This window comes from Streptomyces sp. NPDC047974 (assembly GCF_040653375.1).
GTDB lineage: Bacteria > Actinomycetota > Actinomycetes > Streptomycetales > Streptomycetaceae > Streptomyces.
The window spans coordinates 177363-198863 of the sequence record NZ_JBEZNU010000001.1; the positions used below are offsets into that span (position 1 = coordinate 177363).

Genomic DNA, 21501 nt, shown 5'->3' on the forward strand with positions numbered 1-21501 from the left:
GCCGGGCGGTCAGCCGTACATCGCCACGCGGTACAGCGCCGCGAGCGCGTCGTCGATGGGGTGGGGCTGCGGGCTGCCGGAGGAGTCGAGCCTGTTCCACCGCTGCAGGTTCACCGCGACCGCGAGCTGCCGCTCGCCGTCCGCGCGGATCATGGCCAGCGTCCCGGCGCCCCAGACGGTGCCGCCGTTGCCCCAGAAGATGGCCTGGCCGGGCTCCTCCATCGGGTACAGGCCGAGGCCGTAGTCGATCACCGTGCCCGCGTGGGTGACGACCTGGCCGGTGCGCTGCATCTGCGCCAGCGACGACGGGCTGACGATCTCGCCGGCCAGGAGCAGGCGGTAGAAGCGGTTGAGGTCCGCGACGGTCGATATGAGCGAGCCTCCCAGCCCCGCCCACGACATGTCGTAGACGCTGTAGTCGCGCGGCGGGTCGATCATGCCGAACCACGCCTCGTAGAGCCGCGCGTGCGGGCCGTCGACGTACGGTCCGGTGGGGAAGGCGGTGTCCCGGAGCCCGGCGCGCTCGATGACGCTTTCGGTGATGTGCTCCTCGGCCGTCGTGCCGGTCACCCGTTCCAGGAGCCGGCCGAGGAGGTGGTAGTTGGTGTTGGAGTACACGCCCGGGGTGCCGCCGGGAGTGCCGACGGCGGGTGCGGAGACTCCCATCCCGATCAGTTCGACGGGGTCGAAGCGCGTGAGGCGGAGGTCGTCCAGGCTCTGCGGGCTGGTGTCGGCGACGACGGGCAGCGCCTTGAGGGACGGGTAGGCGTACGGGAGGTACTCGGCGAGGCCGCTGGTGTGGTTGATCAGCATCCGTGCCGTGATCGCGTCACCGCGTTCCCCGGGGAGCAGCTCCGGAATGTACCGGCCGATCGGAGTGTCGAGACCGATCCGGCCGGCCTCGGCCAGTCGCAGCACCGCGGCGGAGACGAAGGTCTTGGTGATGCTGCCGACGCGGTGCCGCATGCCGGCGGTGACGGGGCGGCCGGTGGCGACGTCGGCGACTCCGGCGGCGCCGCGCCAGACCTGGTCACCGGCCCGCACCTCGGCGAAGAGGCCCGGAATCCCGGCGCGGTGGACGTTCTCGATGGCGGCGTCCAGCGCCGCCGAATCCAGTGGGTTCCTCACGACATGCGTCCTTTCGCATTGCTCGGGGTGAGCTCCACATCGGTCGCCCCGATCCGGGCGACGGGGCGTGCGACGCACGTCGGCCCACCTGCTGCCGGTGCGCTCGCCACACCCATGTCCTCATTATGCACGCACCGCGTGCATCACCAAGTGCATGCGTTAGAATCGGTGCGACGAGAGGGGCGAAATGGCAGGTCGACGGCGCTGGACGACCGAGGAAATCCTTGACGCGGCAGCGGAGTTGCTGCGCACGAGCGACGCGGAGTCGTTCAGCGTGCGCAAGCTCGCCGCGACCCTGGGGACCGATTCCTCCAGCCTGTACCGGCACTTCCGCAGCAAGACCGAACTGCTGCGCGCGGTCGCCGACCGGATCCTCCTGGCCTCCATGGACGGCTACCGCGCCGAGGGCGACTGGAAGCAGCGCATCACCGCCCTGGCCCTGCGCGTGAGGGAGGCGTTCGGCCAACAGCCCCAGCTCGCCGCGGTCTGGGGACGGTACGCGTCGGGCGGCGCCGGTTCCCGGCTGGTCATGGAAGAGGTGCTGCAGGCCCTGCGCGCGTCCGGGCTGCCCGACGAGGAGATCCCGGCGCGCTATCACCGGCTCGCGGTCCTCATCGTCGCGCTGATCGCCTCCGAGGCCGGAGTCGGCAGCATCACCGCGGAAGAGTACGAGCAAGGCATGGAGCTGTTCCGCGTAGCGGTACTCGGCGCCGACCCCGAACGCTTCCCCGCCCTCGCCCACTTCGCCCGTGACGTCCGCCCTCTCGGAGCGGATCGCCAGGCCGCGTTCGAAGAGATCCTCGCCGCCCAACTCGACCACATCGAGGCCGCCATCGCCCCGAGCCGACCGGCCGGCTCGTAGGCCTCGGCCGCCCCGCCTTCCGGGGAGGTGACGGATCGGATCCAAAACACAGGATCCAAAACACCAGATCCAAAATCCGGATCCAAAATCCGGATCCAAAATCCGGGTCCGGGTCCGGGTGCCGTGTCCCTTGGTCGGCACACCTCGTTCGCACGGCGGGTTTATGTCGACCGGATGCGAGGTGGGTCCGTGCAGGTCCGGAGGGTGTCGGCGAACGTGGGCGGGTCCGGTGCCGGCTCGGTGCGGCCGGGGAGGATGAACGCGCTGGACCGCGCGTTCGCGTTCCTCTCCGACCGCGCCACCGAACCGTTCATGGTGGGCCATGTCCTGGACTTTCCTGCCGAATCGTTCACACTCGACGCCTTGCGCGCCCGCGTGGACGAGCGTGCGGCCGGGCTGGAGACCCTGAACGTCGCGGCGGTGCCGGGAGAGCGGTCGTGGACCCGGACCGCGCCGCCCCGAGCCGGGCTGCACGTCGGCGCGGAGCGGGTGGACGGCCGGCTCGCCGAGGCGACCGACGCGGCTCTGCGCCGGCCGCTTCCCGCCCGGCCGGCGCCCCGCTGGGACCTGCTGCTGCTGACGTGCCGGACCGAGCAGGTGCAGCGGGTGTGCTTCCGTATCGAGCACGCGCTGACGGACGGTGTCGGCGCCGCCCATCTGCTGGCCGCGCTGCTGGCCGACGAGCCGGGTTCGGGCCCGTACCCGTACCGTCCGCCCGCACGGGGGCGGCGCGGCTCCACGACGTGGCCGGCCAAGTGGCCGCTGGGGAAGCTCCCCGCCGAGGAGACGGTTCCGGCCGGGTCCGACGCCGCGCCGAGCGGGCGGGTGGCCATGGCGTACGCGGATGTCCCGGAGGCGGACCTGCGGGCGGTGGCGGCTCGGTGCGGGGCGGGCGTCAACGACGTGTACCTCGCCGCCGTGACCGGCGCACTCGCGACCCTCCAGCAGCGGCGGACGGGCCGGGCGAGGGACCTGAAGGTGGTGATGCCGATGTCGGTCCGCCCTCGGGGTGCCGCGCTCGCACCGGGAAACGCGGCCCTGCCGGCGATCGTACGGCTGCCGTGCACAGTGGCGGCGCCGGGGCAGCGCCTGGAGGACCTGGCCGGACAGACCCTCGCGCACAAGGAGTCCGGGCTGCGGGAGAGCGGTTGGAGAACCCTTCTGCGCGTTCCTCCCCGTTTGCTGTGCCGGACGACGGAGCGTGCCGCCTTCCGGCTCGCCGTCAGCCACATCAACCTCGACGGCACCTACCGCGTCCTCGACGCTCCCCTGCTCGGCGGCGGCGTCTTCGCCCTGAACAGTCCCGGCATGCTCGGCTACTTCTCCCTCGTCCGCACGACCGACACGGCCCGCGTCACGGTCGTGCACGACCGGTCCCTGGCGGCGGCCGCCGAGCTGCCGGGGCTGTGGGTGCAGGCCCTCACCGCACTCGCCCGGCACGGCGAGCGGCCGACGGAACGGATGGCGGAAGCGTGAGTCGACGCGCGGATCGGTTCCGCGAGCTGGAGGAGGACGCCGGACCGCTGCCGTCGCTACTGCACGTGGTGGTACCAGCGCCGGTGCACCGCGGGTTCGACGCACAGGACGGCAGCGCCCGCGACCGCGCCGACCAGGAGGGCCGGGGCCCCGCCCCCGTTGAGGAGCGCGCCGAGGCAGGCGGCGGCGATGGCGAGGGGACGCAGCAGGGTCAGCGGGCCGAGCCCGATGACCACCGCGAGGGTGCTGGCGCGGAAGGGCAGGACGAGGTAGGCCGCGAGCGAGACGGTCACGACGGCGGTGTAGGCGGCGAGCGGGAGCAGGTATCCGAGGCCTCCGGCGGCCAGGGTGTCGAAGGCCTCGCCCCGGTCGGACGCGGTCGACAGGACGATGACGGCGGTCAGCGTGGGGGCGAGCAGCAGAACGGCCCCGACGGCCAGGCCGCGCAGGGCCGCGCGCGCCGTGGCCCGGCGCTTGCGGATACGGGCGTCACGGCCGGCATAGGCGCGGAATCCGCTGAACGACGCGTCGACCAGGCCGAGGAGCACGAGGAGCATGGCGGCCGTCATCGGGCGGCCTCGGCGAGGTGTTCCGGGCCGACCAGCCGGCGCGCGGCCCGTCCCAGCGCCAGGCGGAGCGGCGCCTCCAGGTGCGGGCGTACGCCGATGACCGGCCGCAGCGTGGTGCAGAACGGGTTCGCCGAGCCGCGCGGTTCGTACAGCAGCGGTCGGATCCCGGGGGCGGCGGCTGCGCGCAGCAGTGTCTCGTCGCTGTGGGCGCGCCGTGCGGAGACGACGCCGTCGTGGCGGCCGAGCGGATGGCGCATCCGGGCGCGGTGGAACACCCACGCGCCGATGGGGGCCAGGCCGGTCGCGGCGATGTCGAAGTGGCAGAAGGCCTGCGCCGGTGAGGCGGCCTGGGTCTGGAAGAACTCGGCCAGGGCCGGACCGCGGAAGTGGTGCAGCACGCCCGTGGAGACGTAGACGGTCGCCGCCTCCGGAAGGTCGAAGGCGTTCCCGTGGACGAAGCGACAGTCCAGTCCCTCCGCGCGGGCCAGCCGATCCGCCTCGCCGACGAGCGCGGCGTCGAGGTCGACCCCGACCAGCTCGACGTCCGCTCCCAGGGCGTGGGTCGCCGCGAGCCAGCGGACCAGGTAGCCGAGGCCGCAGCCGACGTCGACCAGGCGGTACGGGCCGGACCCCGCGCCGCCGGCCGACCGGATCGCGGCGAGCAGCGGACCGAGCACGTGGAGCAGGCGTTCCCCGATCCGCAGCTCCTCGCTCAGGCGCTGGAGCTCGGTGTGCACGCTGACGAGCAGACGGTCCACGGCGTGCGGGTCGAGGACGCCGTCCCGGTCCGCGGGCAGGTCGGCGACGATCCGCGCCCCGCGCTCGTCGCCGCTCTCCAGGAGCTGGTCGATCACCTCGGCGCGCCGCACCGGAAGCCGGCGGCCGCTCCGTGGCTCCACCACCGTGATCAGGTCGGATATCTCAAACTGGTGCACGAAGCAGAACCCTAAGGCTTCCCCTGGCCCGCCCTGATCGCCACGGGTGCCGTGGTCATTCCCCCTTGGGCAGGGTGCGGTCCAGGAGGGGAATCAGGCGATCCCAGTGGCGTGCCAGACCGGAGGCGCTGAAGGCGTCCGTGTCGGACATGGTGAAGCCGTGGATGGTGCCGGGGTAGATCTCGGAGCCGTAGTCGACGCCTGCGGCGTCGAGGGCCCGGTTCAGCTCGTCGAGCGCCTCGGGCGTCACGTCGCCTTCGGCGTGGCCGAGGTGGACCCGAGCGGTGAGCTTGGAGAAGAGCTCCGGGCCGTCGACGCCCACGGGGGCGTGAAACGCGGCGACGGCGGCCACCTGGCCGGAATGGGCGGCGGTACGCATGGCGTAGAGGCCGCCGATGCAGTAGCCGGTCACCGCGACCGGTCCGGCGTCGACCTCGGGCTGGGCCGTGAGGAACCCGAGGTAGGCGTCGGCGTCGCTCAGGACGCGTTCGGCGGTGTGCGCCTCGATCAAGGGCATCAGCCGGGCGAAGACGACGGGGCGGTCCTCCTCCCCGATGTGCGCGGGCAGCTCGACGACCGGTGCCGGACCATGCCGGTAGAAGGGGTTGGGGACGAGTACGTAGTACCCGTGCCCGGCCAGTTCGAGGGCCATGTCCCGCAGCACGGGCCTGATGCCGAAGCCGTCCGCGTACATCAGCACCGCCGGGTGCCGTCCGCCTCCGTCCGGGAACGCGGCGATCGCGTCGGCGTGCCCGTCCGCGGTGGGAATCTGCAAGGTCTTGGTGGGCATGAGCTCTCCTGTCGTGGTCGATGTGTCCAGCCTGTGATCGACACGACGGAGGCGGAGCCCGCGCGGCCGCGCGAGATCCACGATCGGGTAACGGGCCCGCACCGGCCCGTACGGCGCTCAGGAGAGCACCGGGTCACCGATCCGTGTGTGGCGCGATGCCGTCCCGGTAGTCATCCCCACAACATAGCCCACACGCTTGGCCGTTCGGATCGAGATCACGTCGAGGCGGAGGAACGAAGGAGCGGACATCTTGTGACCCACATCACATTCGACACCTGTCAGGAATCGCGGGGCTGCCCCGCTCAAGCCACCGAGAGCAGGCACAACGACAGGAGCCGGACATGAAGCAGCACCGCATCGTCGTTCTCGGGGCCGGGTACGCCGGGGCCTATGTGGCCGGGACCCTGGCCCGTCGACTGTCGCCGGAGGACGTCGAGATCACCGTGGTCAACGCCGAGCCGGAGTTCGTGCAGCGGCTGCGGCTGCACCAGTTCGCGGCCGGCCAGGAGATCGCGGCTCCGCGGCTGACCGAGGTCTTCGCGGGTACGGAGGTCCGGCTGCGCCTGGCCCGTGTCACCGCGGTCGACCCCGAGCGGCAGGTGGTCGCCGTGGCCGACGCCGACGGCGGCGACGAGTTCGGATACGACACGCTCGTCTACGCGCTCGGCAGTCACGGCGCCTCCCACGGCGTCCCCGGCGTCGCCGAACACGCCTTCGACGTCGCCACCCGGCCCTCGGCACTGCGTCTGCGCGACCGCCTGGCCGGCCTGGACGACGGCGGGCGGGTGGTCGTGGTCGGTGACGGGTTGACCGGGCTCGAGACCGCCACCGAGGTCGCCGAGTCACGGCCCGGCCTGTCGGTGGCGCTGGTCGCCCGCGGGGAGCTGGGCGCGCGGCTCTCGACCGGCGCCCGCGACCATCTGCGCCGGGCGTGCGAGCGGCTGGGCGTCACCGTGTGGGAGCACACCGAGGTCGAGTCCGTCGAGGCAGGGCGCGTGGTGTGCGCCGACGGCACCGTGCTGGCGTCGGACACGACCATCTGGGCGGCCGGGTTCGCGGTCGGCCCGCTCGCCGCCGCGAGCGGTCTCGACGTCGCCGACGACGGTCGGATCGTCGTCGACCGTGCCATGCGGTCGGTCTCGCACCCGAACGTCTACGCCGTCGGCGACAGCGTTCTCGCCGTCGGCGACAACGGCCGGCCGCTGCCGATGTCCTGCGCCTCGGCCGGTTACACCGGCCAGCAGGCCACCCACGCGATCGTGGCCCGTCTGACCGGCCGCACGATGGCGACCACCAAGCTGGAGTACGTCGGCAACCACATCAGCCTCGGCCGGCGCGACGCGATCCTGCAGATGGTCGACGGCGAGGGGCGGGCGAAGCCCACGTACACGGGTGGCGGGAAGGCCGCGCGGATCAAGGCGGGCATCGTCCGGATGTCGCTGTGGGCCACCTCGCACCCGACGTTCGGCCTGCCCAGGCGCAAGCACCGCCTGGCCGCCTCACCGGTCACCTCGTCCACCGAGACGGCGGTGGCGTAGCCGTGCGCCCCGTCGCCGCTCGGGCCGGGGCCGGAGTGGATCCGGCTGGGGCAGCAGCCGGATCCGCTCCGGCCGGGGCCGCCGCGCGCGTCTCGTCCTGGCCCGCCGTGGCCAGGGCGGTCGCCCTGCTCACGGCGAGCACCAGCCTGCTGCTCGCCGCCTTCGCCTGGCCGGCCGTCCGCTCATCGGTGCACGAGGTGCCGATCGCCGTCGCCGGGCCCGCCCCCGCCGTCGCACGGCTCGCCGCCGTACTCGACCAACGGCTCCCGGGCGGCTTCGAGGTGACCCGGGTCGCCGACACCACCGCCGCCGAACGGCTGATCCGCCACCGCGAGGTGTACGGGGCGATCGACCTCGGCTCCGGCACGCCCCGGGTCATCACCGCGTCGGGCGCGAGCATCGCCGTCGCCCAGACGCTGCACAGCCTCGCGGCCGACCTCGGCCGGGCACCGAGCGCCGGCACGGCGGGAGGGGGCACGACGGGGGGCAGCGCGACGGACGCGGACAGGACGGGAGCCGCCACGACGGAGGCCCACACTGCGGGAGCGAGCACGACCGGAGCCGGCACGACGGAGGCCCACACGACGGGAACGGGCACGACCGGAGCCGGCACGACGGGAGTCGGGGCCACGCCCGCCGCCCGCGACCTCGTCCCGCTACCGGCCGACGACCCGCGCGGCGCGGGACTGGCCGCCGGAGCCCTGCCGCTCGTCATGGGCGGCCTCCTCGCCGCCCTGCTCCTGACCAGGCTCGTACGCGGCCGCGGCCGCCGCGTCGCCGGAGCACTGGCCTTCGCCGTCACCGGCGGCCTCGCCATGGCGACGATCCTGCAACTCTGGTTCGGGTCGCTCGACGGCTCGCTCTGGGCCAACAGCGCCGCCATCGCCCTGCCCCTCGCCGCCACCTCGCTGAGCATCCTCGGTCTCGAGTCGCTGCTCGGGTCCCTCGGCTTCGGTCTCGGCGCCGCCGTCATGATGCTCGTCGGGAACCCCTTGTCCGGCACCGCGACCGCGCCCGAGATGCTGCCCGGCCGGTCCGGCGCCCTCGGGCAGCTGCTGCCCCCCGGGGCCGGTGGCCAACTGCTGCGCTCCACCGCCTTCTTCGACGGTCACGGGGCCACGCGCCCTGCCGTCGTGCTGGCTGCCTGGCTCGCGCTCGGACTCGTCCTGTGCCTGCTCGGCGGCCTGCGCACCCGCACCCCGGCCACGATCGACGGCCCGCCCGTACCCGCGACGGCCTGACCGACCCTCCCGGCCTGCCCCCTTCGCCCCTTCACCCTTCACCCCTCCCCACAAGATCTTCTAGGGTGGTCCACGTGGACAGCACCGTCTCTGATTCCTTCGACACCGATCGGTTCGAAGCCGGCCGGAACCGGCTGGCCTCGCTGGCGTACCGGCTGCTCGGCTCCGCCGTCGACGCCGAGGACGCCGTGCAGGACGCGTTCCTGCGCTGGCAGGCCGCCGACCGGCAGCGGATCGAGGTGCCGGAGGCATGGCTGACCAAGGTCGTCACCAACCTGTGCCTCGACCGGCTCCGTTCGGCACAGGCCCGCCGCGAACGCTCCGTCGGTGCCTGGCTGCCCGAACCGCTCCTCGACGGCGACCCCATGCTCGGCCCCGCCGACACCTTCGAGCAGCGCGAATCGGTCTCCCTGGCCGTACTCACGCTCATGGAGCGCCTGTCCCCCGTCGAGCGGGCCGTCTACGTCCTGCGCGAAGCCTTCTCGTACGGCCATGCCGAGATCGCCGAGATCCTCGACGTCTCCGAGTCCGCGAGCCAGCAGCACCTCCACAGGGCCCGGCAGCGCGTCACGGCGGCCCGCCGCCACGGGGCCGAGGTCGACCGGGCGGCGGCCCGCAGGATCGTCGAGGAGTTCCTCGCCGCCGCCTCCTCGGGCCGCACCGAACGGCTCGTGGCCCTGCTCACCGACGACGCGACCGCGGTCTCGGACGGTGCCGGTCTGGCCGAGAAGCTGCTGCGGTTCGACACCCCGCAGCGCGTCGCCGCCGTCGCCCGCGCCGGCTTCAAACCCACCCCCGCGAAGCGGCGCCTCGCCGGCGGCACCCCCGCCATCCACTACGCGCTCCTCAACGGCACCCCCGCCATCGTCACCGTGGTCGGCGACCGGGTCGTCGGCTCCGTCACCTTCGACCTCGTGGACGGAAAGATCGCCACCGTACGCGGCATCGCCGCCCCCGCGCGCCTCACCCGCCTCACCGAAGCCTGGCGACAGCACGAAGCGGACACACCCCTCGTCGCCGAGTGGTGACCCGCCGGACGTACGCGGCGGCGCCGCACGCCGAGATCGCCACGTGAAACACCGTCCGAGAGGTCGGCCTATGCCCCGAGTTCGGCGCAGAGGGCGACGTAGGTCCGGAGGTGGTCGGGGTTGCCGCGGAGGGTGCCCAGGCCGATCACGTCGAACTCGTCCGCCGTGGCGGTCGCCTCCACGCCCAGCGCCGCCAGAGCCTGGTTGATCGTCGCTCCGTCGGGTGTCAGGCGCACGTTCCCGTCGAAGGCGGCCGCCCACTGGTCGCCCGTGCCGGCGAAGTACTCGGTCTGGATGACGGCGAAGCGCGGTGTGCGTCCGGGGGTCACCTCTTGGACGAGGTCGTGCAGGACCGCCTCTCCCGGGAACGTCACGCTCTCGGCGAGGATCCCGGGCGGCAGATCGAGCTGCGCGCGATTGCCCCGGACCGCGGCCCAGTAGGCGGAGAAGTAGTGGTCGATCGGGAAGACGGTGACGTCCGCGTGTGCGAGTCCGGCGCGCAGCCCCAAGGATTCGGCGCGTGGGGTGTCCACCGGACCGGCCACGACGAGGCCGCACATGGCGTGGGTCATGCGGGCATCGTATCCAGTGGGCCGTGTGACGATCGAAGTGAGCCGGAGGGGACATGGGCGGGGAAATCGACGGTGCGGCGGAGGAGTTCGAGCGCACCGCGGACTGGCTGCGGGATGCCGTGAAGGGACTCGTGGCAGCCGTCGGCCACGCCGCGGAACCGGAGGTCGAGGAGTGGGTCCAGGAGCGCCGGACCACGCGCGGGGCACAAGGGCGTCGGTTCGGGATGCGGATGACTCGTATCGCTCCGGCCCGTCCTCACCACGCGGGCGCCGTCGCCGATGCGTTGGCCGCCGCCGATGACGCGATGACCGCGGCCGGCTGGCGCACCGAGATCCGGGAGGAGGCCCCGGGGCCTCGGCTCCTCGCGCAACGGGCCGGCTTCGAAGTCGGCCTCTTCAGCGTGCCGAACGCGGGCCTGAGCGCGTGGGGGACAGCGCCCACCGTCTGGTTCCGCACCCAGTGGGCGCGTCCACCGCGCGCGGCCACGCCCGAGGCCTTGGCGCCCGGTGACGGGCTGTGCCCCTGGTGCGACGGCTGGGGCACCTGCTTCGCGTGCGAGGGCCTGGGGTTCATGGACGGCCGACAGTGTCCGGAGTGCGGTCTCGGCATGGACTGCTCGTACTGCGGGGGCTCCGGTCGGCGACGCGTCGATCGTTGACCCGAGGCGTCGCCGTGCGGTTCAGCCGTGGGCGACCGGCAACGCGGCGTACACGTCGACCGAAGGGTGCGGCAGCAGAGCGACGGCCTGTCGAACCCGGCACTGGCCCGGTCGACCCGGCGGTGGCGGGCGACGTCCACGTCGTGCCCGGCACCTGCACCGGGAACTCACCACTCCTTCGTGTGAATCAGTCACCGGATCGAAGGACATCTCATGGCCCGATCATGTCGTTATGTGGGCGTAAGAGGGACAAGCGGGGACGGAGAAAGGATTCTTCCGTACGTCGGCGCTGCCGCATCGACCTATCGGACCGCCCTGCCGTTCCGCACACGAACGCACCGGCCACGTCAAGCGAAACCACTCCGCAGCGCGGGAACCGGACCACGTCCCGATCGACCACGCGCGTCTCCTCGCGCTCCCCCGACCTCCACGACGTCCACGACCTCCACCCAAGGAGCCCCATGCATCGCAAGACGATCAACCGGCCAGGCGGCACTCCGGAGAGCCCGAGTCCGGCAGCGGCGCCGACACCGGACCGCGCGGGCGATTCCGCCGAGGCGGACTTCGACGCGCTCTACCTGTCCACCGCGCCCGGCCTCACGCAGCAGGCGTACGTGCTGACCGGCTGCCGTCGCCTCGCCTTCGAGTCGGCCGAGCAGGCGTTCCACCGGGCTTGGGAGCAGTGGCCCGAGGTGGCGCACGATCCCGACCCCGAGGCATGGGTCAGGGCTCGGGCCCACGAGTACGCCCTCGCCCCCTGGCACCGCCTGCGCCCTGGCAGGCCCCGGCCCGATCCGCCGGCCGCCGACCCCGTCGTGCGCGTGCTCCTGGAGCTCCCGCCGTGGCAGCGCCGGACGGCGCTCCTGTGCGACGGCCTCGACCTGAGCGTGGCGGAAGCCACCGCCGAGACGCACGCGAGCACGGCCGCCACCGCCGGCCGGCTGCGTCATGCCCGCGCCGTCATCAGCGGACGGCTGCCCGGCGGCGTCGCAGGCGCCCCGGACCATCCGCTCCGAAGGCGCGTCAAGGACGCGTCGGCGGCCACGCTCGCCCAGCCCTGGTGCGTCCGCGCCGCGAGCGAGCGTCGGGCACGCGCCCTCACCCTCGTCGCGTTCGCGGCGACCGCCGCCCTCGCCCTCCTCGCCGGCTTCTTCGCCCTCGCCCCCTCGGCCGACAGGTCCGACGACGGCAACGGCCGCTCGCCACACGCGCGTTCCCAGTCCGGCGACCCGTCGCCCGGGGCACGGTGACGTACGTCGGGAGCCCATTTCTTCAGGTCCGTCCGAGGCATGTCACAACGTCGTCATCACCGCCACGCCCTCGACTCTCCTGACGCACGATGTCCCCGACTCACCGGAAATCAAGGGGGAACCATGCGTATCCGCACCACCACCAGCGCGGCCGCGGCCGCCGTCGCCGTACTCGCCGTCACCCTCGTCGGCTGCGTCGGAGAGGGTGACGGCCACAAGCCCACCACCGTCGAAGTGGCCTCGCCTACCTCCGCACCCACGGCGACGGGCACGGCGGACACGGGTGCGGGCGCCACGAACGCGGGCCTTCCGCCCGAGCCCACCGGCGCCCGCCGGGACGCCCTCCTCGCGGCCATCCGTGACGTCGACGGCGGCCTCGCCCGCGACGAGGAGAAGGCCATCGACGCCGCCCGCAGCCAGTGCGCGGCGCTCGACGGCGGCGCGGCGGATCCCGAGCGCAGCGCCGCGCGGCGGTTCGACTACGACGGTGTCACGCTGACCGACGAGGACGCGAGCCACCTCAACATCGCGCTGCGCAGGACGCTCTGCCCCGAGTCCTGAGGCGTCCGCCCACCCCGCCCGGGGGCGAGCGGAGCACGTATCAGCCCTGGGGCGGGGCGTCGCGGGTCAGGAGCCTGCCGAGCTGCGCTTCCAGGTCGGCGTACTCGGACTCGCGGCCGGCCGGGACGATCGCGTACGAGGCCGCGAGGAATTCCTCGATGACGGTCCTCGGCGCGTGGAACGTCACCGGGCAGCCGGGTGGGTGCAACCAGAAGTAGACGACGTCGTGGGCGGGGTCGAGCGACGGATGGACGGACACGTCGCCCGGACCCGCCCAGCCGTTGAGCCCCTGGACGAGGAGGTCACGGGCGAAGACCCACGTGACCGGCGTCGGCAGGTCGACCCGGCAGTCCAGGTGCACCGCGTACGGATCCCATCGGTGGAAGCGCAGCCGGGCCGGTACGGGCGTCGTCCGATCCGGCGCGGTGTACGCGGCCAAGGTCAGGGGGACGACGCAGTCGGCGGCCTGCGGCGCGCGGCAGGGTGCCTTCTTCCGATTCCCGCCGGTCATGGGCGCGCCACCCCCGACACCGCGCGCCGTGCGCCACGGGCGACGGGGACGAGCTCCGGCAGCACCGTCACAGGGGCCAGGGACGGGGTGGGCAGGGCCGGGGTGGGCGGGGCCGGAGTCGGCAGGGCCGGGCTGCCCGGCGCCAGGGTCGCGGTCGGCAAGGTCGGGCTCGGGCTCGGGCTCGGGCTCGGGCTCGGGCTGACGGCGACGATCGCCAGTGGGCGGTCCCGGCACGCCGCCCCGGGGACGAATCGCCCGCTCTCCAGCCACTGGCAGGCGAGCGCGGCGAAGATCGGAGACTCGCGCAGAACCGTTTCGTCCAGAGCCAGGACGGTGACGCGAGGGTAGGAGGTCATGCCAGAGGAAACGATGCTGCAAGATCTCGGTAACTCCTCCGGTCAACTCCTCTTGACGCCCGAGCCGGCCCTGGGCGATTCCTCCGTTCGTCCGCCCCTCGACCCGCCACGCGCTTCGCTCAGACGTTTGGGAGACGGATTCCGCATCCCCCTATCAAGCGAATTGATCACCCATTGGTGGTGCGACCTTCCCCCGATCGCCGTCGTTAGGTGGGCATGACGTCGGAAGGGGTGTTTGCAGAAAGGGTTCTTCTATGGAACGCCGTCACACCCACGAGTTAACCGGAGAAGATCACGTGCGCGCCTCCGCACTCCGTGCTCTCGACGGAACGACCTGAAACAAGGGCACGAAGAAAGTCAGATGGACCGGTACAGAGACAAGCCGAACCACTACGTCCCGCACCACCCCATGGAGCCGGTACGGGAGATGCCGCAGTACCCCGGCACGGGGCGTGAGGTCCCGCCGTATCCCACGAGCGCGGGCTGGAACGCGCGGGAGTACCCGGGCATGGGGGACGACGTCCCGCTGTACGCCTCGGGTCCGGTGCGGGAGATGCCGCAGCACTTCGGGGCGGGGCGCGAGGTCCCGCTCCATCCTCCGCGCTCCGGGCGCGACGAGCGCGTCCCGTACGACAGCGGCCCGCTCCCCACCCGGCAGCCCTGGGACGACGACGGGCTCGACTCCACCATGAGTCACAGGAACCTGGAGGAGGAGCTGGCCCACCTGCTGGCCGCGGAGCCGGGGCCGCCGCGGGACGCCGGCCCGGAGGACGACCTGCGGGCGCCCAGGATCGACAGGCGGCGCACCCGGCCGAGACCGCGGCTCCTCGGCCTCTACCGGCGCATCACCCAGGTGACCGCGCTCTTCGCCGCCATCGCCGTGTGCGCGGCGTGTCTGCTCGTGTGGTCCATCGCCTACACGTACGGGCAGCTCTCGGAGACCGCGGCGTCCGTCCTCCCGATGGACCTCGCGCTCTGGTGGCCGCTCACGCTGTACGGCCCCTGGTCCGTCGCGGCCCTCTCGATCCTGCGGGCGGCCGTCCAGCGCCAGCCCGCGAAGCGTTCCTGGGGCGTGCTCCTCGTGACCTCGGCCATGGCGGTGGCCCTGTGCGTGAGCCACTCGTCCCACTCGGTGCTGGCGTACGTGACGCTCGGGATTCCGCCCATCACCTCTCTGGTGTGCTTCTGGGAGCTCGTCGGCCAGTTCTCCTGCGAGCGCCGGACCCGACGGAGGGCCCGCGTCCAGCAGCCCTCCAGGGCCTGAGGAACTCCCGTCGGAATCACGGCATGAGAAACCCTCGGAGCAATCCCGGAAGCGTTTCCGGTTCATCCTGATGCCTCTTGGCGGTTCCCTGACGCCTCCCCGTGAAGAAACGGTTCGCCGAATCCCTCGGCGAACCGTTCCGGCCGGGTCGTCGCTCGACTAGGCCGTCTCTTCCGGATCATGCCGGGCTGACCCGGAAGAAACGGCCTAGCTCAGCGTCTTCACCGCGGCGGCGTCGTACGGCTTCAGCTCGTCGAAGCGGCCCGACAGGACCTTCGACGCCCACTCGGGGTCCTGGAGCAGGGCGCGGCCGACGGCGACCATGTCGAACTCGTCGCGCTCCAGGCGGTCCAGGAGGTCGTCGATGCCCTGCACCGGGGAGCCCTCGCCCATGAAGGCGCCGATGAAGTCGCCGTCCAGGCCGACCGAGCCGACGGTGATGGCGGGCCTGCCGGTGAGCTTCTTGGTCCAGCCGGCGAGGTTCAGGTCCGAGCCTTCGAACTCGGGGATCCAGTAGCGGCGGGTGGAGGCGTGGAAGGCGTCGACGCCGGCCGCGGCGAGCGGGGACAGGATCGCCTCCAGCTCCTGCGGAGTCTCGGCGAGGCGCGCCTCGTAGGCGTCCTGCTTCCACTGCGAGTAGCGGAAGATCACCGGGAAGTCGGACGAGACGTTCGCGCGCACCGCCGCCACGATCTCGGCCGCGAACTTCGTACGGGCCACGGGGTCGCCGCCGTAGGCGTCGGTGCGGCGGTTCGTCCCCGCCCACAGGAACTGGTCGATGAGGTAGCCGTGGGCGCCGTGCAGTTCGACGCCGTCGAAGCCGATGCGCTCGGCGGCCGCCGCGGCCTCGGCGAAGGCGCCGATGACGTCGTCCAGGTCGCGCCGGGTCATCGCCTTGCCCGCGCCCTCGGTGCCGTCGGTGCGGATGCCGGAGGGGCCGACGGCCGGGGCCTCGGGGTAGGGCGCCTGGCCCTCCTTGCGCACCATGCCGATGTGCCAGAGCTGCGGCACGATCGTGCCACCCTCCGCGTGGACGGCCTCGGCGACCTTCGCCCAGCCCGCCAGCTGCTCCTCGCCGTGGAACCGCGGCACCCGGTCGCTCTGGCCGGCCGAGTCGTGGCCGACGTAGGTCCCCTCGGTGACGATCAGTCCCACGCCTGCGGCGGCACGGCGGGCGTAGTAGGACCGCACGTCGTCGCCGGCGATGCCGCCCGGGGAGAACATGCGCGTCATCGGCGCCATCGCGATGCGGTTCGGGACGGTCAGGCCGTTCAGCGCGACGGGCCGGGACAGGATCTCGGCCGCGCGGGAGGCGGGGGACGCGGACGCGGTGACGGTCACAGGGACGCTCCTCAGGGCTACTGCTTGACAACTTCGATGCTTGAGAACCTCATGCAATGACGAAGACGGTAGAGCTCGATATTTGAGGTAGTCAAGTATCTCCGGTTAGAGTGATCCCATGACCGAAGCTCCCCGCGCCGACACGGCCCAGCTCATGGAGCTGCTCTCCCTGTCCCTCGGCGTCTACTACGGCGAGTTCATCGCCTCGGCGGCGAGCGAGAACCTCACGGCGAGCCAGGGCAAGGCCCTGACCGTGCTGCGCCGGGGACCCGCGGCGATGCGAGCCCTGGCCGAGACCATGACCTGCGACGCCTCGAACATCACCGGGATCGTCGACCGGCTGGAGAAGCGCGGCCTGGTGCGCCGCGAGGCCGGCGCCTCCGACCGGCGCGTCAAGAACGTCGTCCTCACGGCCGAGGGCGAGCGCGTCGCCGACGCGATCCGCGCGAGGATGCGCACGACCCAGGAGGGCCTCGACAGGCTCGACGACGAGGACCGGGACCGCCTGCGGAGCCTCCTGGAACGGGTCTTCCTCTCCCACCCCACCGCCTGATCCTCCCCCCTTCGCGTGGGTGCGCCCCCGCGGCGCCGGCCACCCGGCGCCGGGGCGCCCCCGTCCACGGCCACGCCCCCTCGCCTGCCGTCGCGACCGTCACCGCCCAACTCCTCACCGCCTCCGTCGAGTTCTTTCACGGGGCGGTGAGCTGCGCTTCTCCGAGGAGTGACTCAAGGGGTGAGACGGAGGTCTTGACGCCGCGATTGGTCCAGTCCAATCTGTGACGCGCTTGCCCCTCCCTGCCACCCCACAGCTCCCCCCTGGAGGAATGGTGCTCGTACGCAACCGTCTGGTGGCGTCGCTCGGCGCGTCGCTTCTGGGCGCGGCGGCCCTCGTCGCCCTGCCCGCCCCGGCCCAGGCAGCCGAACTGCTGACGAATCCGGGCTTCGAGTCCGGCTCCCTGTCCGGGTGGAGCTGCTCCGGCGGCACCGGCTCGGTCGTGTCGAGCCCCGTCCACGGCGGCACCAAGGCCCTGGCCGGCGCGGCGAGCGCCTCCGACACCGCCAGGTGCGCCCAGACGGTCGCCGTCCAGCCCAACACCACGTACACACTCGGCGGTTGGGTGCGCGGAAACTACGTCTACCTCGGCGTCGACGGCGGCACCTCGACCTGGACCGCGTCGGCGCCCTCGTACCAGCGCCTCTCGCTGACCTTCACGACCGGTGCGAGCCAGACCAGCGCCACCGTCTACACCCACGGCTGGTACGGGCAGGGCACCTACTACGCCGACGACCTCAGCCTCGACGGCCCCGGCGGCGGGGGCGGCGGCGACACCCAGGCGCCGAGCGCGCCCGCCGGCCTCCAGGTGACCTCCAAGACCGCCTCCGCGGTGACCCTCGCCTGGGCCGCCGCCTCCGACGACGTGGGCGTCACCGGGTACGACGTCTACCAGGGGGCCACCAAGGTCAGCACGGTGACCGGCACGACCGCCACGGTCGGCGGGCTCGCTCCGAGCACCGCGTACACCTTCACCGTCAAGGCCCGTGACGCCGCCGGCAACGTCTCCCCCGCGTCCGCTCCGGTCACGGTCAACACCGAGGCGGGCGGCGGAGGCGGCACCGGCTTCAAGCAGGCGGCGCCCTACCTGTACCTCGGCTGGGGCAACCCGCCGGCCCCCGCCACGGTCATGAACGCCACCGGCATCAAGACCTTCACCATGGCCTTCATCCTCTCCTCCGGCGGCTGCAACCCGGCCTGGGACGGGCAGCGCCCGCTCACCGGCGGGATCGACCAGTCCACGATCAACGCCATCCGGGCGGCCGGCGGCGACATCGTCCCGTCCATCGGCGGCTGGTCCGGCAACAAGCTCGGCCCCAACTGCGCTACCCCGGAGGCCCTCGCCGGCGCCTACCAGAAGGTCATCGACGCCTACGGGCTCAAGTCCATCGACGTCGACATCGAGAACACCGACGAGTTCGAGAACGCCGCCGTCCAGGACCGCGTCCTCGGCGCGCTGAAGATCGTCAAGGCGAACAACCCCGGCCTGCGCACCATCCTCACCTTCGGCACCTCGACCACCGGCCCCACCTCCTGGGGCAACCGGCTCATCGAGCAGTCCAAGGCGCTCGACGCCGGCATCGACGTCTTCACCATCATGCCGTTCGACTTCGGCGGCGGCGCCGACATGTACGGCAACACCGTGAACGCGGCCGAGGGCCTGAAGAACAAGCTCAAGTCCGTCTACGGCTGGGACGACGCCACCGCCTACGCCCACATCGGCATCTCCGGCATGAACGGCCTCTCCGACCAGCAGGAGCTCACCACCCCGCAGACCTGGACCGACATCCGGGACTGGGCCAACACCCACCACATCGCCCGGCTCGCCTTCTGGTCCGTCAACCGCGACCGGGGCTGCGCCGGTGGCGGGGTGACCGAGACCTGCTCCGGCATCGCCCAGGCGGACTGGGAGTTCACGAAGATCACCGCCGGCTTCACCGGCTGACGCCACCCTCCACGATCGGCGGGCCGGGCTCCCCTCTGCTGGGGCCCGGCCCGCCGCCGGTGGACAGCGCGGGCTCAGGCGCGCAGGGTCTTCCTCAGGAGTTCGCCGAACTCTGCGGGGTGGGTGGTCGAGCCGGTGTGGCCGCCGGGGAAGTGCCGGAGGTCCAGGCCGAGGCGTTCGGCGAGGAAAGCGACTGTGCGGTAAGGGAGTTCACCGCGCGAGTCCTCGCCGCCCACGAGGACGAGCCGGTCCTTCAGCGCTTCCAGACGGTGGACGTCGGGGGCGTAGGCCATGAAGGCCGGGACGATGCGTTCGACGAAGTACGGCAGGTCCGCCATCGTCCGCGCGGCGCGTGCGGCCGCTTGCGGCGGCAGGGCGGGCGCGGCCTTCGGCTCGGCGTCCCCCCTCCCGGCCCCTTCCTTCAGTCCGTCGGCGAACAGGGCCATCGCCGGCATGAGCCCTCGCGTACGGAGCGTGTCCCGCACGCGGGCGAGGAGCGCGCGGTGTTCGGCCGCGTCCGGCAGGACCTCGACCACGGGCGGTTCGTGCACCACGACGCGTTCGACGCGTTCGGGGCGGGTGGTGAGCAGGTGCAGCGCGGCGATCGCACCCGAGCTCGCGCCGAACACACGGGCCGGCTCGCCGGGCGACAGCCGCTCCAGCAGACGCAGGGCGTCGTCGGCGTGTTCGGACACCCGCTGCTCGGCCCCGGCGTCGTCCAGCGCGCTGCTCCCCATGCCCCGCGGGTCGTAGGCCGCGACGGTGTAGTCGGCCGCGAGCGCGTCGACGACGCCGTCGAAGGCGGCCGCGCCGCCCGTGCCACCAGGGATCAGCAGCAGGAGCGGGCCCTGTCCGCGTACTTCGTAGTGCAGGGTCGCGCCGTCCACGCGCAGGCTGCCGACGACGGGTTCGGTCACGAGGGGTCTCCTTCTGAGGCGGAGGGCCAGTTCTCCAGGAGGGAGTGCAGGGCGTCGAGGGCACGGACCCAGGACTGCTGCGGCGTGCGCTCGTGCGCGAAACCGCCCGCCGCCTCCAGGGCGACGAACCCGTGGAACGTGCTGCGCAGCAGGCGGACCGCGTCGGTGAGATCGGGTTCGGCCAAGCCGTAGCCCCGCAGCACGCCGTAGGTCAGCACGACCGCGCGGCGCGGTCCGGGCGCGTCCGCGACCAACTCCGGGGCGATCTCGATCGGGGTCTGCGTCGCGGAGTAGCGGCCCGGGCGCTCGTGGGCGTACGCGCGCCAGGCGTTCGCGAACGCCACCAGCGCGTCCTTGCCCGACAGCCCGGCGGTCGCCTCCGCGATGCGGAGGGTCTTCTCGTCCGCCGCCAGGAGCGCGATCCGACCGCGCAGGTCGTTCAGGTTCCGTACGTGCGCGTAGAGACTCGCGTCCTTCACCCCGAGGCGCCGCGCCACCTGCGACATGGTCACCCGGTCGAACCCGGCCTCGTCCGCCAACTCGGCCGCCACAGCGGTCACTCGCTCCGCCGTCAGCCCGGCACGCACCATGCGCCCCCCCTTTTCCTAAGGGTCCTAGATTCAAACTAAGGGCGTTAGGTTGTCAATCGATTTCAAGGCCACCGCATCGACGTCGTGGGAGGCGCGTCGAAGGGCCCACCCTCCGGGAGAGGCCCTTCGACGCGTGCCCGGTACGCCCCCCGGGGGCGTATACCGTGACGTCAGCCGACCGAGAGGAGGTCGACGACGAAGATCAGCGTCTCGCCCGGCTTGATGGCCGACGACGGCGAGCGGTCACCGTAGGCCAGGTGGGGCGGGATGACCAGCTTCCGGCGGCCACCGACCTTCATGCCGCGCACGCCCATGTCCCAGCCCTTGATGACCTGCCGCCCTCCCAGTGTGAACTCGAAGGCCTGACCGCGGTTCCACGAGGCGTCGAACTCCTCGCCGGTGGAGTGGGCCACGCCCACGTAGTGGACCCCGACCACGGACCCCTTGGTGGCCTCGGCCCCGTCCCCCACCACCAAATCCTCGATGTGCAGGTAGGGGGACGGCCTGCCTCGGGGGGACTCGATCTCGGGTCGCTCAAGGGCCATCGCCCGCTCCTCGCTCTCGTCGCCGGCCGACCCGTCGTCGACCGGCATGCCTGAGTGATCATTCTCTCCCGACCGACCCCGTGCCGTGCGGCAGAATCACGGTCGACCGGGCAGGCGCGGATGGGGGCGGGGCGCACGTGGGACGTTTCGGGTCGTGGGGACGGAACAGTCGAGGCAGTCAGGGCAGCCGAGTCAGTCGGGAAAACCGGCGTCGGGGCGTTCCGACCGATCCCGGACTGCCGGCCGAGGCCGCGCGGAACCCGGGTGGGAGTGTGGCCGAGATCGACCCGACGTACATCGACGACCCGAACGGCTACGTGCCGCCCGAGGCGATTCGCGGCGCCTGGCTGGTGGACGCCCACGGGCGACTCACCGGCGCGTACGAGAAGAACCCCCGCCACGGCGTGCCCCAGGACGACTTCGGCAGGCTCGACGCCTCCGATCACTGGCTCGGCTGGCTCGGCGACCATCCCGCCGCCGCCCTCCGGGCGGGCATCGAGGACTCCTTGCGCGCGCAGGTGGCGGACGCGGTCGTCGAGTGGGTCAAGATCCTGGAGACGCCCCACTTCCTCACGGGCGGGCGCCCGAGCTCCGAGGACGAGCAGACCCTGCTGGTGACCCGCGCGGCCCTCGCCGCGCCGTTCGCGCTGTCCGTCCGTACCGCACAGCACGGTCGTTCCGTCCTCCTCGGGGTCTTCTCGTGGGCGGCGGTGGACCTCGCTCCCCCCGGAGTCCGCAGGGACCGGCACTGGTTCGACCTCGGTGTCGACCTCGACTGGGCCGCCGAGCGGCTTCGGCAGCGCGTCTACGCGATCGACGGCCCGGACGACGCCGCCGAGGGCTAGGACGGCGGCAGTCCGGAGTCACTGG

General features: G+C 72.6%; 23 protein-coding genes. 12 read left to right on the forward strand and 11 right to left on the reverse strand.

The window, feature by feature from the left end; genetic code table 11:
• Positions 1–9: 9 nt before the first annotated feature.
• On the reverse strand, positions 10–1128 hold the full coding sequence (locus AB0E19_RS00800) for a serine hydrolase domain-containing protein (protein WP_362170980.1): 1119 nt from the start codon (positions 1126–1128) through the stop codon (positions 10–12).
• 187 nt (positions 1129–1315) lie between these two features.
• Between AB0E19_RS00800 and AB0E19_RS00805 the strand changes: the two genes are divergently transcribed.
• Positions 1316–1990, forward strand: a complete 675-nt coding sequence (locus AB0E19_RS00805; protein ID WP_362170983.1) for a TetR/AcrR family transcriptional regulator — start codon at positions 1316–1318, stop codon at positions 1988–1990.
• Positions 1991–2245: 255 nt separating this feature from the next.
• Positions 2246–3466 (forward strand): hypothetical protein, encoded by a 1221-nt coding sequence (locus AB0E19_RS00810; RefSeq protein WP_362170987.1) that lies wholly within the window; start codon positions 2246–2248, stop codon positions 3464–3466.
• Positions 3467–3522: 56 nt separating this feature from the next.
• Here the strand turns inward: AB0E19_RS00810 and AB0E19_RS00815 are convergent, their stop codons facing one another.
• The 3 genes from AB0E19_RS00815 to AB0E19_RS00825 are packed head-to-tail and all read right to left on the reverse strand — an operon-like array spanning position 3523 to position 5760.
• Positions 3523–4035 carry a hypothetical protein gene (locus AB0E19_RS00815; RefSeq protein ID WP_362170990.1) on the reverse strand — a complete coding sequence of 171 codons (513 nt, stop codon included), beginning with the start codon at positions 4033–4035 and terminating at the stop codon, positions 3523–3525.
• Positions 4032–4970, reverse strand: a complete 939-nt coding sequence (locus AB0E19_RS00820) for a methyltransferase domain-containing protein (RefSeq protein ID WP_362170993.1) — start codon at positions 4968–4970, stop codon at positions 4032–4034. Before AB0E19_RS00820 ends, AB0E19_RS00815 begins: the two co-directional genes overlap by 4 nt.
• Before the next feature lie 55 nt (positions 4971–5025).
• Positions 5026–5760, reverse strand: coding sequence for a dienelactone hydrolase family protein (locus tag AB0E19_RS00825; protein WP_362170996.1), 735 nt, complete (start codon positions 5758–5760; stop codon positions 5026–5028).
• Between the two features lie 341 nt (positions 5761–6101).
• On the opposite strand from AB0E19_RS00825, the gene AB0E19_RS00830 reads away from it, so the two are divergent.
• The 3 genes from AB0E19_RS00830 to AB0E19_RS00840 all read left to right on the forward strand — a co-directional run bounded on the left by AB0E19_RS00830 (position 6102) and on the right by AB0E19_RS00840 (position 9567).
• Positions 6102–7298 (forward strand): FAD-dependent oxidoreductase, encoded by a 1197-nt coding sequence (locus AB0E19_RS00830; protein ID WP_362170999.1) that lies wholly within the window; start codon positions 6102–6104, stop codon positions 7296–7298.
• 107 nt (positions 7299–7405) lie between these two features.
• A complete protein-coding gene (locus AB0E19_RS00835; protein ID WP_362171002.1) occupies positions 7406–8539 on the forward strand; it encodes a hypothetical protein in 1134 nt (377 codons plus the stop codon).
• Positions 8540–8613: 74 nt separating this feature from the next.
• Positions 8614–9567 carry a sigma-70 family RNA polymerase sigma factor gene (locus AB0E19_RS00840; RefSeq protein WP_362171005.1) on the forward strand — a complete coding sequence of 318 codons (954 nt, stop codon included), beginning with the start codon at positions 8614–8616 and terminating at the stop codon, positions 9565–9567.
• 68 nt (positions 9568–9635) lie between these two features.
• Here AB0E19_RS00840 and AB0E19_RS00845 read toward each other — a convergent pair whose 3' ends face one another.
• Positions 9636–10139, reverse strand: coding sequence for a hypothetical protein (locus AB0E19_RS00845; protein ID WP_362171008.1), 504 nt, complete (start codon positions 10137–10139; stop codon positions 9636–9638).
• Positions 10140–10192: 53 nt separating this feature from the next.
• On the opposite strand from AB0E19_RS00845, the gene AB0E19_RS00850 reads away from it, so the two are divergent.
• The 3 genes from AB0E19_RS00850 to AB0E19_RS00860 all read left to right on the forward strand — a co-directional run bounded on the left by AB0E19_RS00850 (position 10193) and on the right by AB0E19_RS00860 (position 12609).
• Positions 10193–10798 (forward strand): hypothetical protein, encoded by a 606-nt coding sequence (locus tag AB0E19_RS00850; protein WP_362171011.1) that lies wholly within the window; start codon positions 10193–10195, stop codon positions 10796–10798.
• A 461-nt stretch (positions 10799–11259) separates the two neighbouring features.
• The gene (locus tag AB0E19_RS00855) at positions 11260–12048 is read left to right on the forward strand and encodes an RNA polymerase subunit sigma-70 (protein ID WP_362171014.1); all 789 of its coding nucleotides are present in this window, start codon (positions 11260–11262) and stop codon (positions 12046–12048) included.
• 123 nt (positions 12049–12171) lie between these two features.
• Positions 12172–12609, forward strand: a complete 438-nt coding sequence (locus AB0E19_RS00860; protein WP_362171017.1) for a DUF732 domain-containing protein — start codon at positions 12172–12174, stop codon at positions 12607–12609.
• A gap of 40 nt (positions 12610–12649) precedes the next feature.
• Here the strand turns inward: AB0E19_RS00860 and AB0E19_RS00865 are convergent, their stop codons facing one another.
• Both AB0E19_RS00865 and AB0E19_RS00870 read right to left on the reverse strand, forming a co-directional pair.
• On the reverse strand, positions 12650–13120 hold the full coding sequence (locus AB0E19_RS00865) for an SsgA family sporulation/cell division regulator (RefSeq protein ID WP_362171020.1): 471 nt from the start codon (positions 13118–13120) through the stop codon (positions 12650–12652).
• Positions 13117–13476, reverse strand: a complete 360-nt coding sequence (locus AB0E19_RS00870; RefSeq protein WP_362171023.1) for a hypothetical protein — start codon at positions 13474–13476, stop codon at positions 13117–13119. The genes AB0E19_RS00865 and AB0E19_RS00870 overlap by 4 nt, the downstream gene beginning before the upstream one ends.
• A 361-nt stretch (positions 13477–13837) precedes the next feature.
• Between AB0E19_RS00870 and AB0E19_RS00875 the strand changes: the two genes are divergently transcribed.
• Positions 13838–14740, forward strand: coding sequence for a DUF2637 domain-containing protein (locus AB0E19_RS00875; RefSeq protein WP_362171026.1), 903 nt, complete (start codon positions 13838–13840; stop codon positions 14738–14740).
• 207 nt (positions 14741–14947) lie between these two features.
• Here AB0E19_RS00875 and AB0E19_RS00880 read toward each other — a convergent pair whose 3' ends face one another.
• A complete protein-coding gene (locus AB0E19_RS00880; RefSeq protein ID WP_362171029.1) occupies positions 14948–16081 on the reverse strand; it encodes an NADH:flavin oxidoreductase in 1134 nt (377 codons plus the stop codon).
• A gap of 118 nt (positions 16082–16199) precedes the next feature.
• On the opposite strand from AB0E19_RS00880, the gene AB0E19_RS00885 reads away from it, so the two are divergent.
• Entirely contained in the window at positions 16200–16634 is a 435-nt protein-coding gene (locus AB0E19_RS00885) for a MarR family transcriptional regulator (protein WP_362171032.1), read from the forward strand.
• A 271-nt stretch (positions 16635–16905) separates the two neighbouring features.
• Positions 16906–18579 carry a carbohydrate binding domain-containing protein gene (locus AB0E19_RS00890; protein WP_362171035.1) on the forward strand — a complete coding sequence of 558 codons (1674 nt, stop codon included), beginning with the start codon at positions 16906–16908 and terminating at the stop codon, positions 18577–18579.
• Between the two features lie 74 nt (positions 18580–18653).
• Here AB0E19_RS00890 and AB0E19_RS00895 read toward each other — a convergent pair whose 3' ends face one another.
• The 3 genes from AB0E19_RS00895 to AB0E19_RS00905 all read right to left on the reverse strand — a co-directional run bounded on the left by AB0E19_RS00895 (position 18654) and on the right by AB0E19_RS00905 (position 20631).
• Positions 18654–19496, reverse strand: coding sequence for an alpha/beta hydrolase (locus tag AB0E19_RS00895; RefSeq protein ID WP_362171038.1), 843 nt, complete (start codon positions 19494–19496; stop codon positions 18654–18656).
• A complete protein-coding gene (locus tag AB0E19_RS00900) occupies positions 19493–20086 on the reverse strand; it encodes a TetR/AcrR family transcriptional regulator (protein ID WP_362171041.1) in 594 nt (197 codons plus the stop codon). Before AB0E19_RS00900 ends, AB0E19_RS00895 begins: the two co-directional genes overlap by 4 nt.
• A 170-nt stretch (positions 20087–20256) precedes the next feature.
• On the reverse strand, positions 20257–20631 hold the full coding sequence (locus tag AB0E19_RS00905) for an FKBP-type peptidyl-prolyl cis-trans isomerase (RefSeq protein WP_362172275.1): 375 nt from the start codon (positions 20629–20631) through the stop codon (positions 20257–20259).
• Positions 20632–20903: 272 nt separating this feature from the next.
• Here AB0E19_RS00905 and AB0E19_RS00910 point away from each other — a divergent pair, with 272 nt between their 5' ends.
• Entirely contained in the window at positions 20904–21476 is a 573-nt protein-coding gene (locus tag AB0E19_RS00910) for a hypothetical protein (protein ID WP_362171044.1), read from the forward strand.
• Positions 21477–21501: the final 25 nt, after the last annotated feature.

Bases quoted from the DNA above. Each gene is read 5' to 3' on its own strand.
- AB0E19_RS00805 (WP_362170983.1), top strand. From the start codon at position 1,316: ATGGCAGGTCGACGGCGCTGGACGACCGAGGAAATCCTTGACGCGGCA.
- AB0E19_RS00810 (WP_362170987.1), top strand. From the start codon at position 2,246: ATGAACGCGCTGGACCGCGCGTTCGCGTTCCTCTCCGACCGCGCCACC.
- AB0E19_RS00815 (WP_362170990.1), bottom strand. From the start codon at position 4,035: ATGACGGCCGCCATGCTCCTCGTGCTCCTCGGCCTGGTCGACGCGTCG.
- AB0E19_RS00825 (WP_362170996.1), bottom strand. From the start codon at position 5,760: ATGCCCACCAAGACCTTGCAGATTCCCACCGCGGACGGGCACGCCGAC.
- AB0E19_RS00830 (WP_362170999.1), top strand. From the start codon at position 6,102: ATGAAGCAGCACCGCATCGTCGTTCTCGGGGCCGGGTACGCCGGGGCC.
- AB0E19_RS00845 (WP_362171008.1), bottom strand. From the start codon at position 10,139: ATGACCCACGCCATGTGCGGCCTCGTCGTGGCCGGTCCGGTGGACACC.
- AB0E19_RS00850 (WP_362171011.1), top strand. From the start codon at position 10,193: ATGGGCGGGGAAATCGACGGTGCGGCGGAGGAGTTCGAGCGCACCGCG.
- AB0E19_RS00855 (WP_362171014.1), top strand. From the start codon at position 11,260: ATGCATCGCAAGACGATCAACCGGCCAGGCGGCACTCCGGAGAGCCCG.
- AB0E19_RS00860 (WP_362171017.1), top strand. From the start codon at position 12,172: ATGCGTATCCGCACCACCACCAGCGCGGCCGCGGCCGCCGTCGCCGTA.
- AB0E19_RS00865 (WP_362171020.1), bottom strand. From the start codon at position 13,120: ATGACCGGCGGGAATCGGAAGAAGGCACCCTGCCGCGCGCCGCAGGCC.
- AB0E19_RS00870 (WP_362171023.1), bottom strand. From the start codon at position 13,476: ATGACCTCCTACCCTCGCGTCACCGTCCTGGCTCTGGACGAAACGGTT.
- AB0E19_RS00875 (WP_362171026.1), top strand. From the start codon at position 13,838: ATGGACCGGTACAGAGACAAGCCGAACCACTACGTCCCGCACCACCCC.
- AB0E19_RS00885 (WP_362171032.1), top strand. From the start codon at position 16,200: ATGACCGAAGCTCCCCGCGCCGACACGGCCCAGCTCATGGAGCTGCTC.
- AB0E19_RS00890 (WP_362171035.1), top strand. From the start codon at position 16,906: ATGGTGCTCGTACGCAACCGTCTGGTGGCGTCGCTCGGCGCGTCGCTT.
- AB0E19_RS00900 (WP_362171041.1), bottom strand. From the start codon at position 20,086: ATGGTGCGTGCCGGGCTGACGGCGGAGCGAGTGACCGCTGTGGCGGCC.
- AB0E19_RS00905 (WP_362172275.1), bottom strand. From the start codon at position 20,631: ATGGCCCTTGAGCGACCCGAGATCGAGTCCCCCCGAGGCAGGCCGTCC.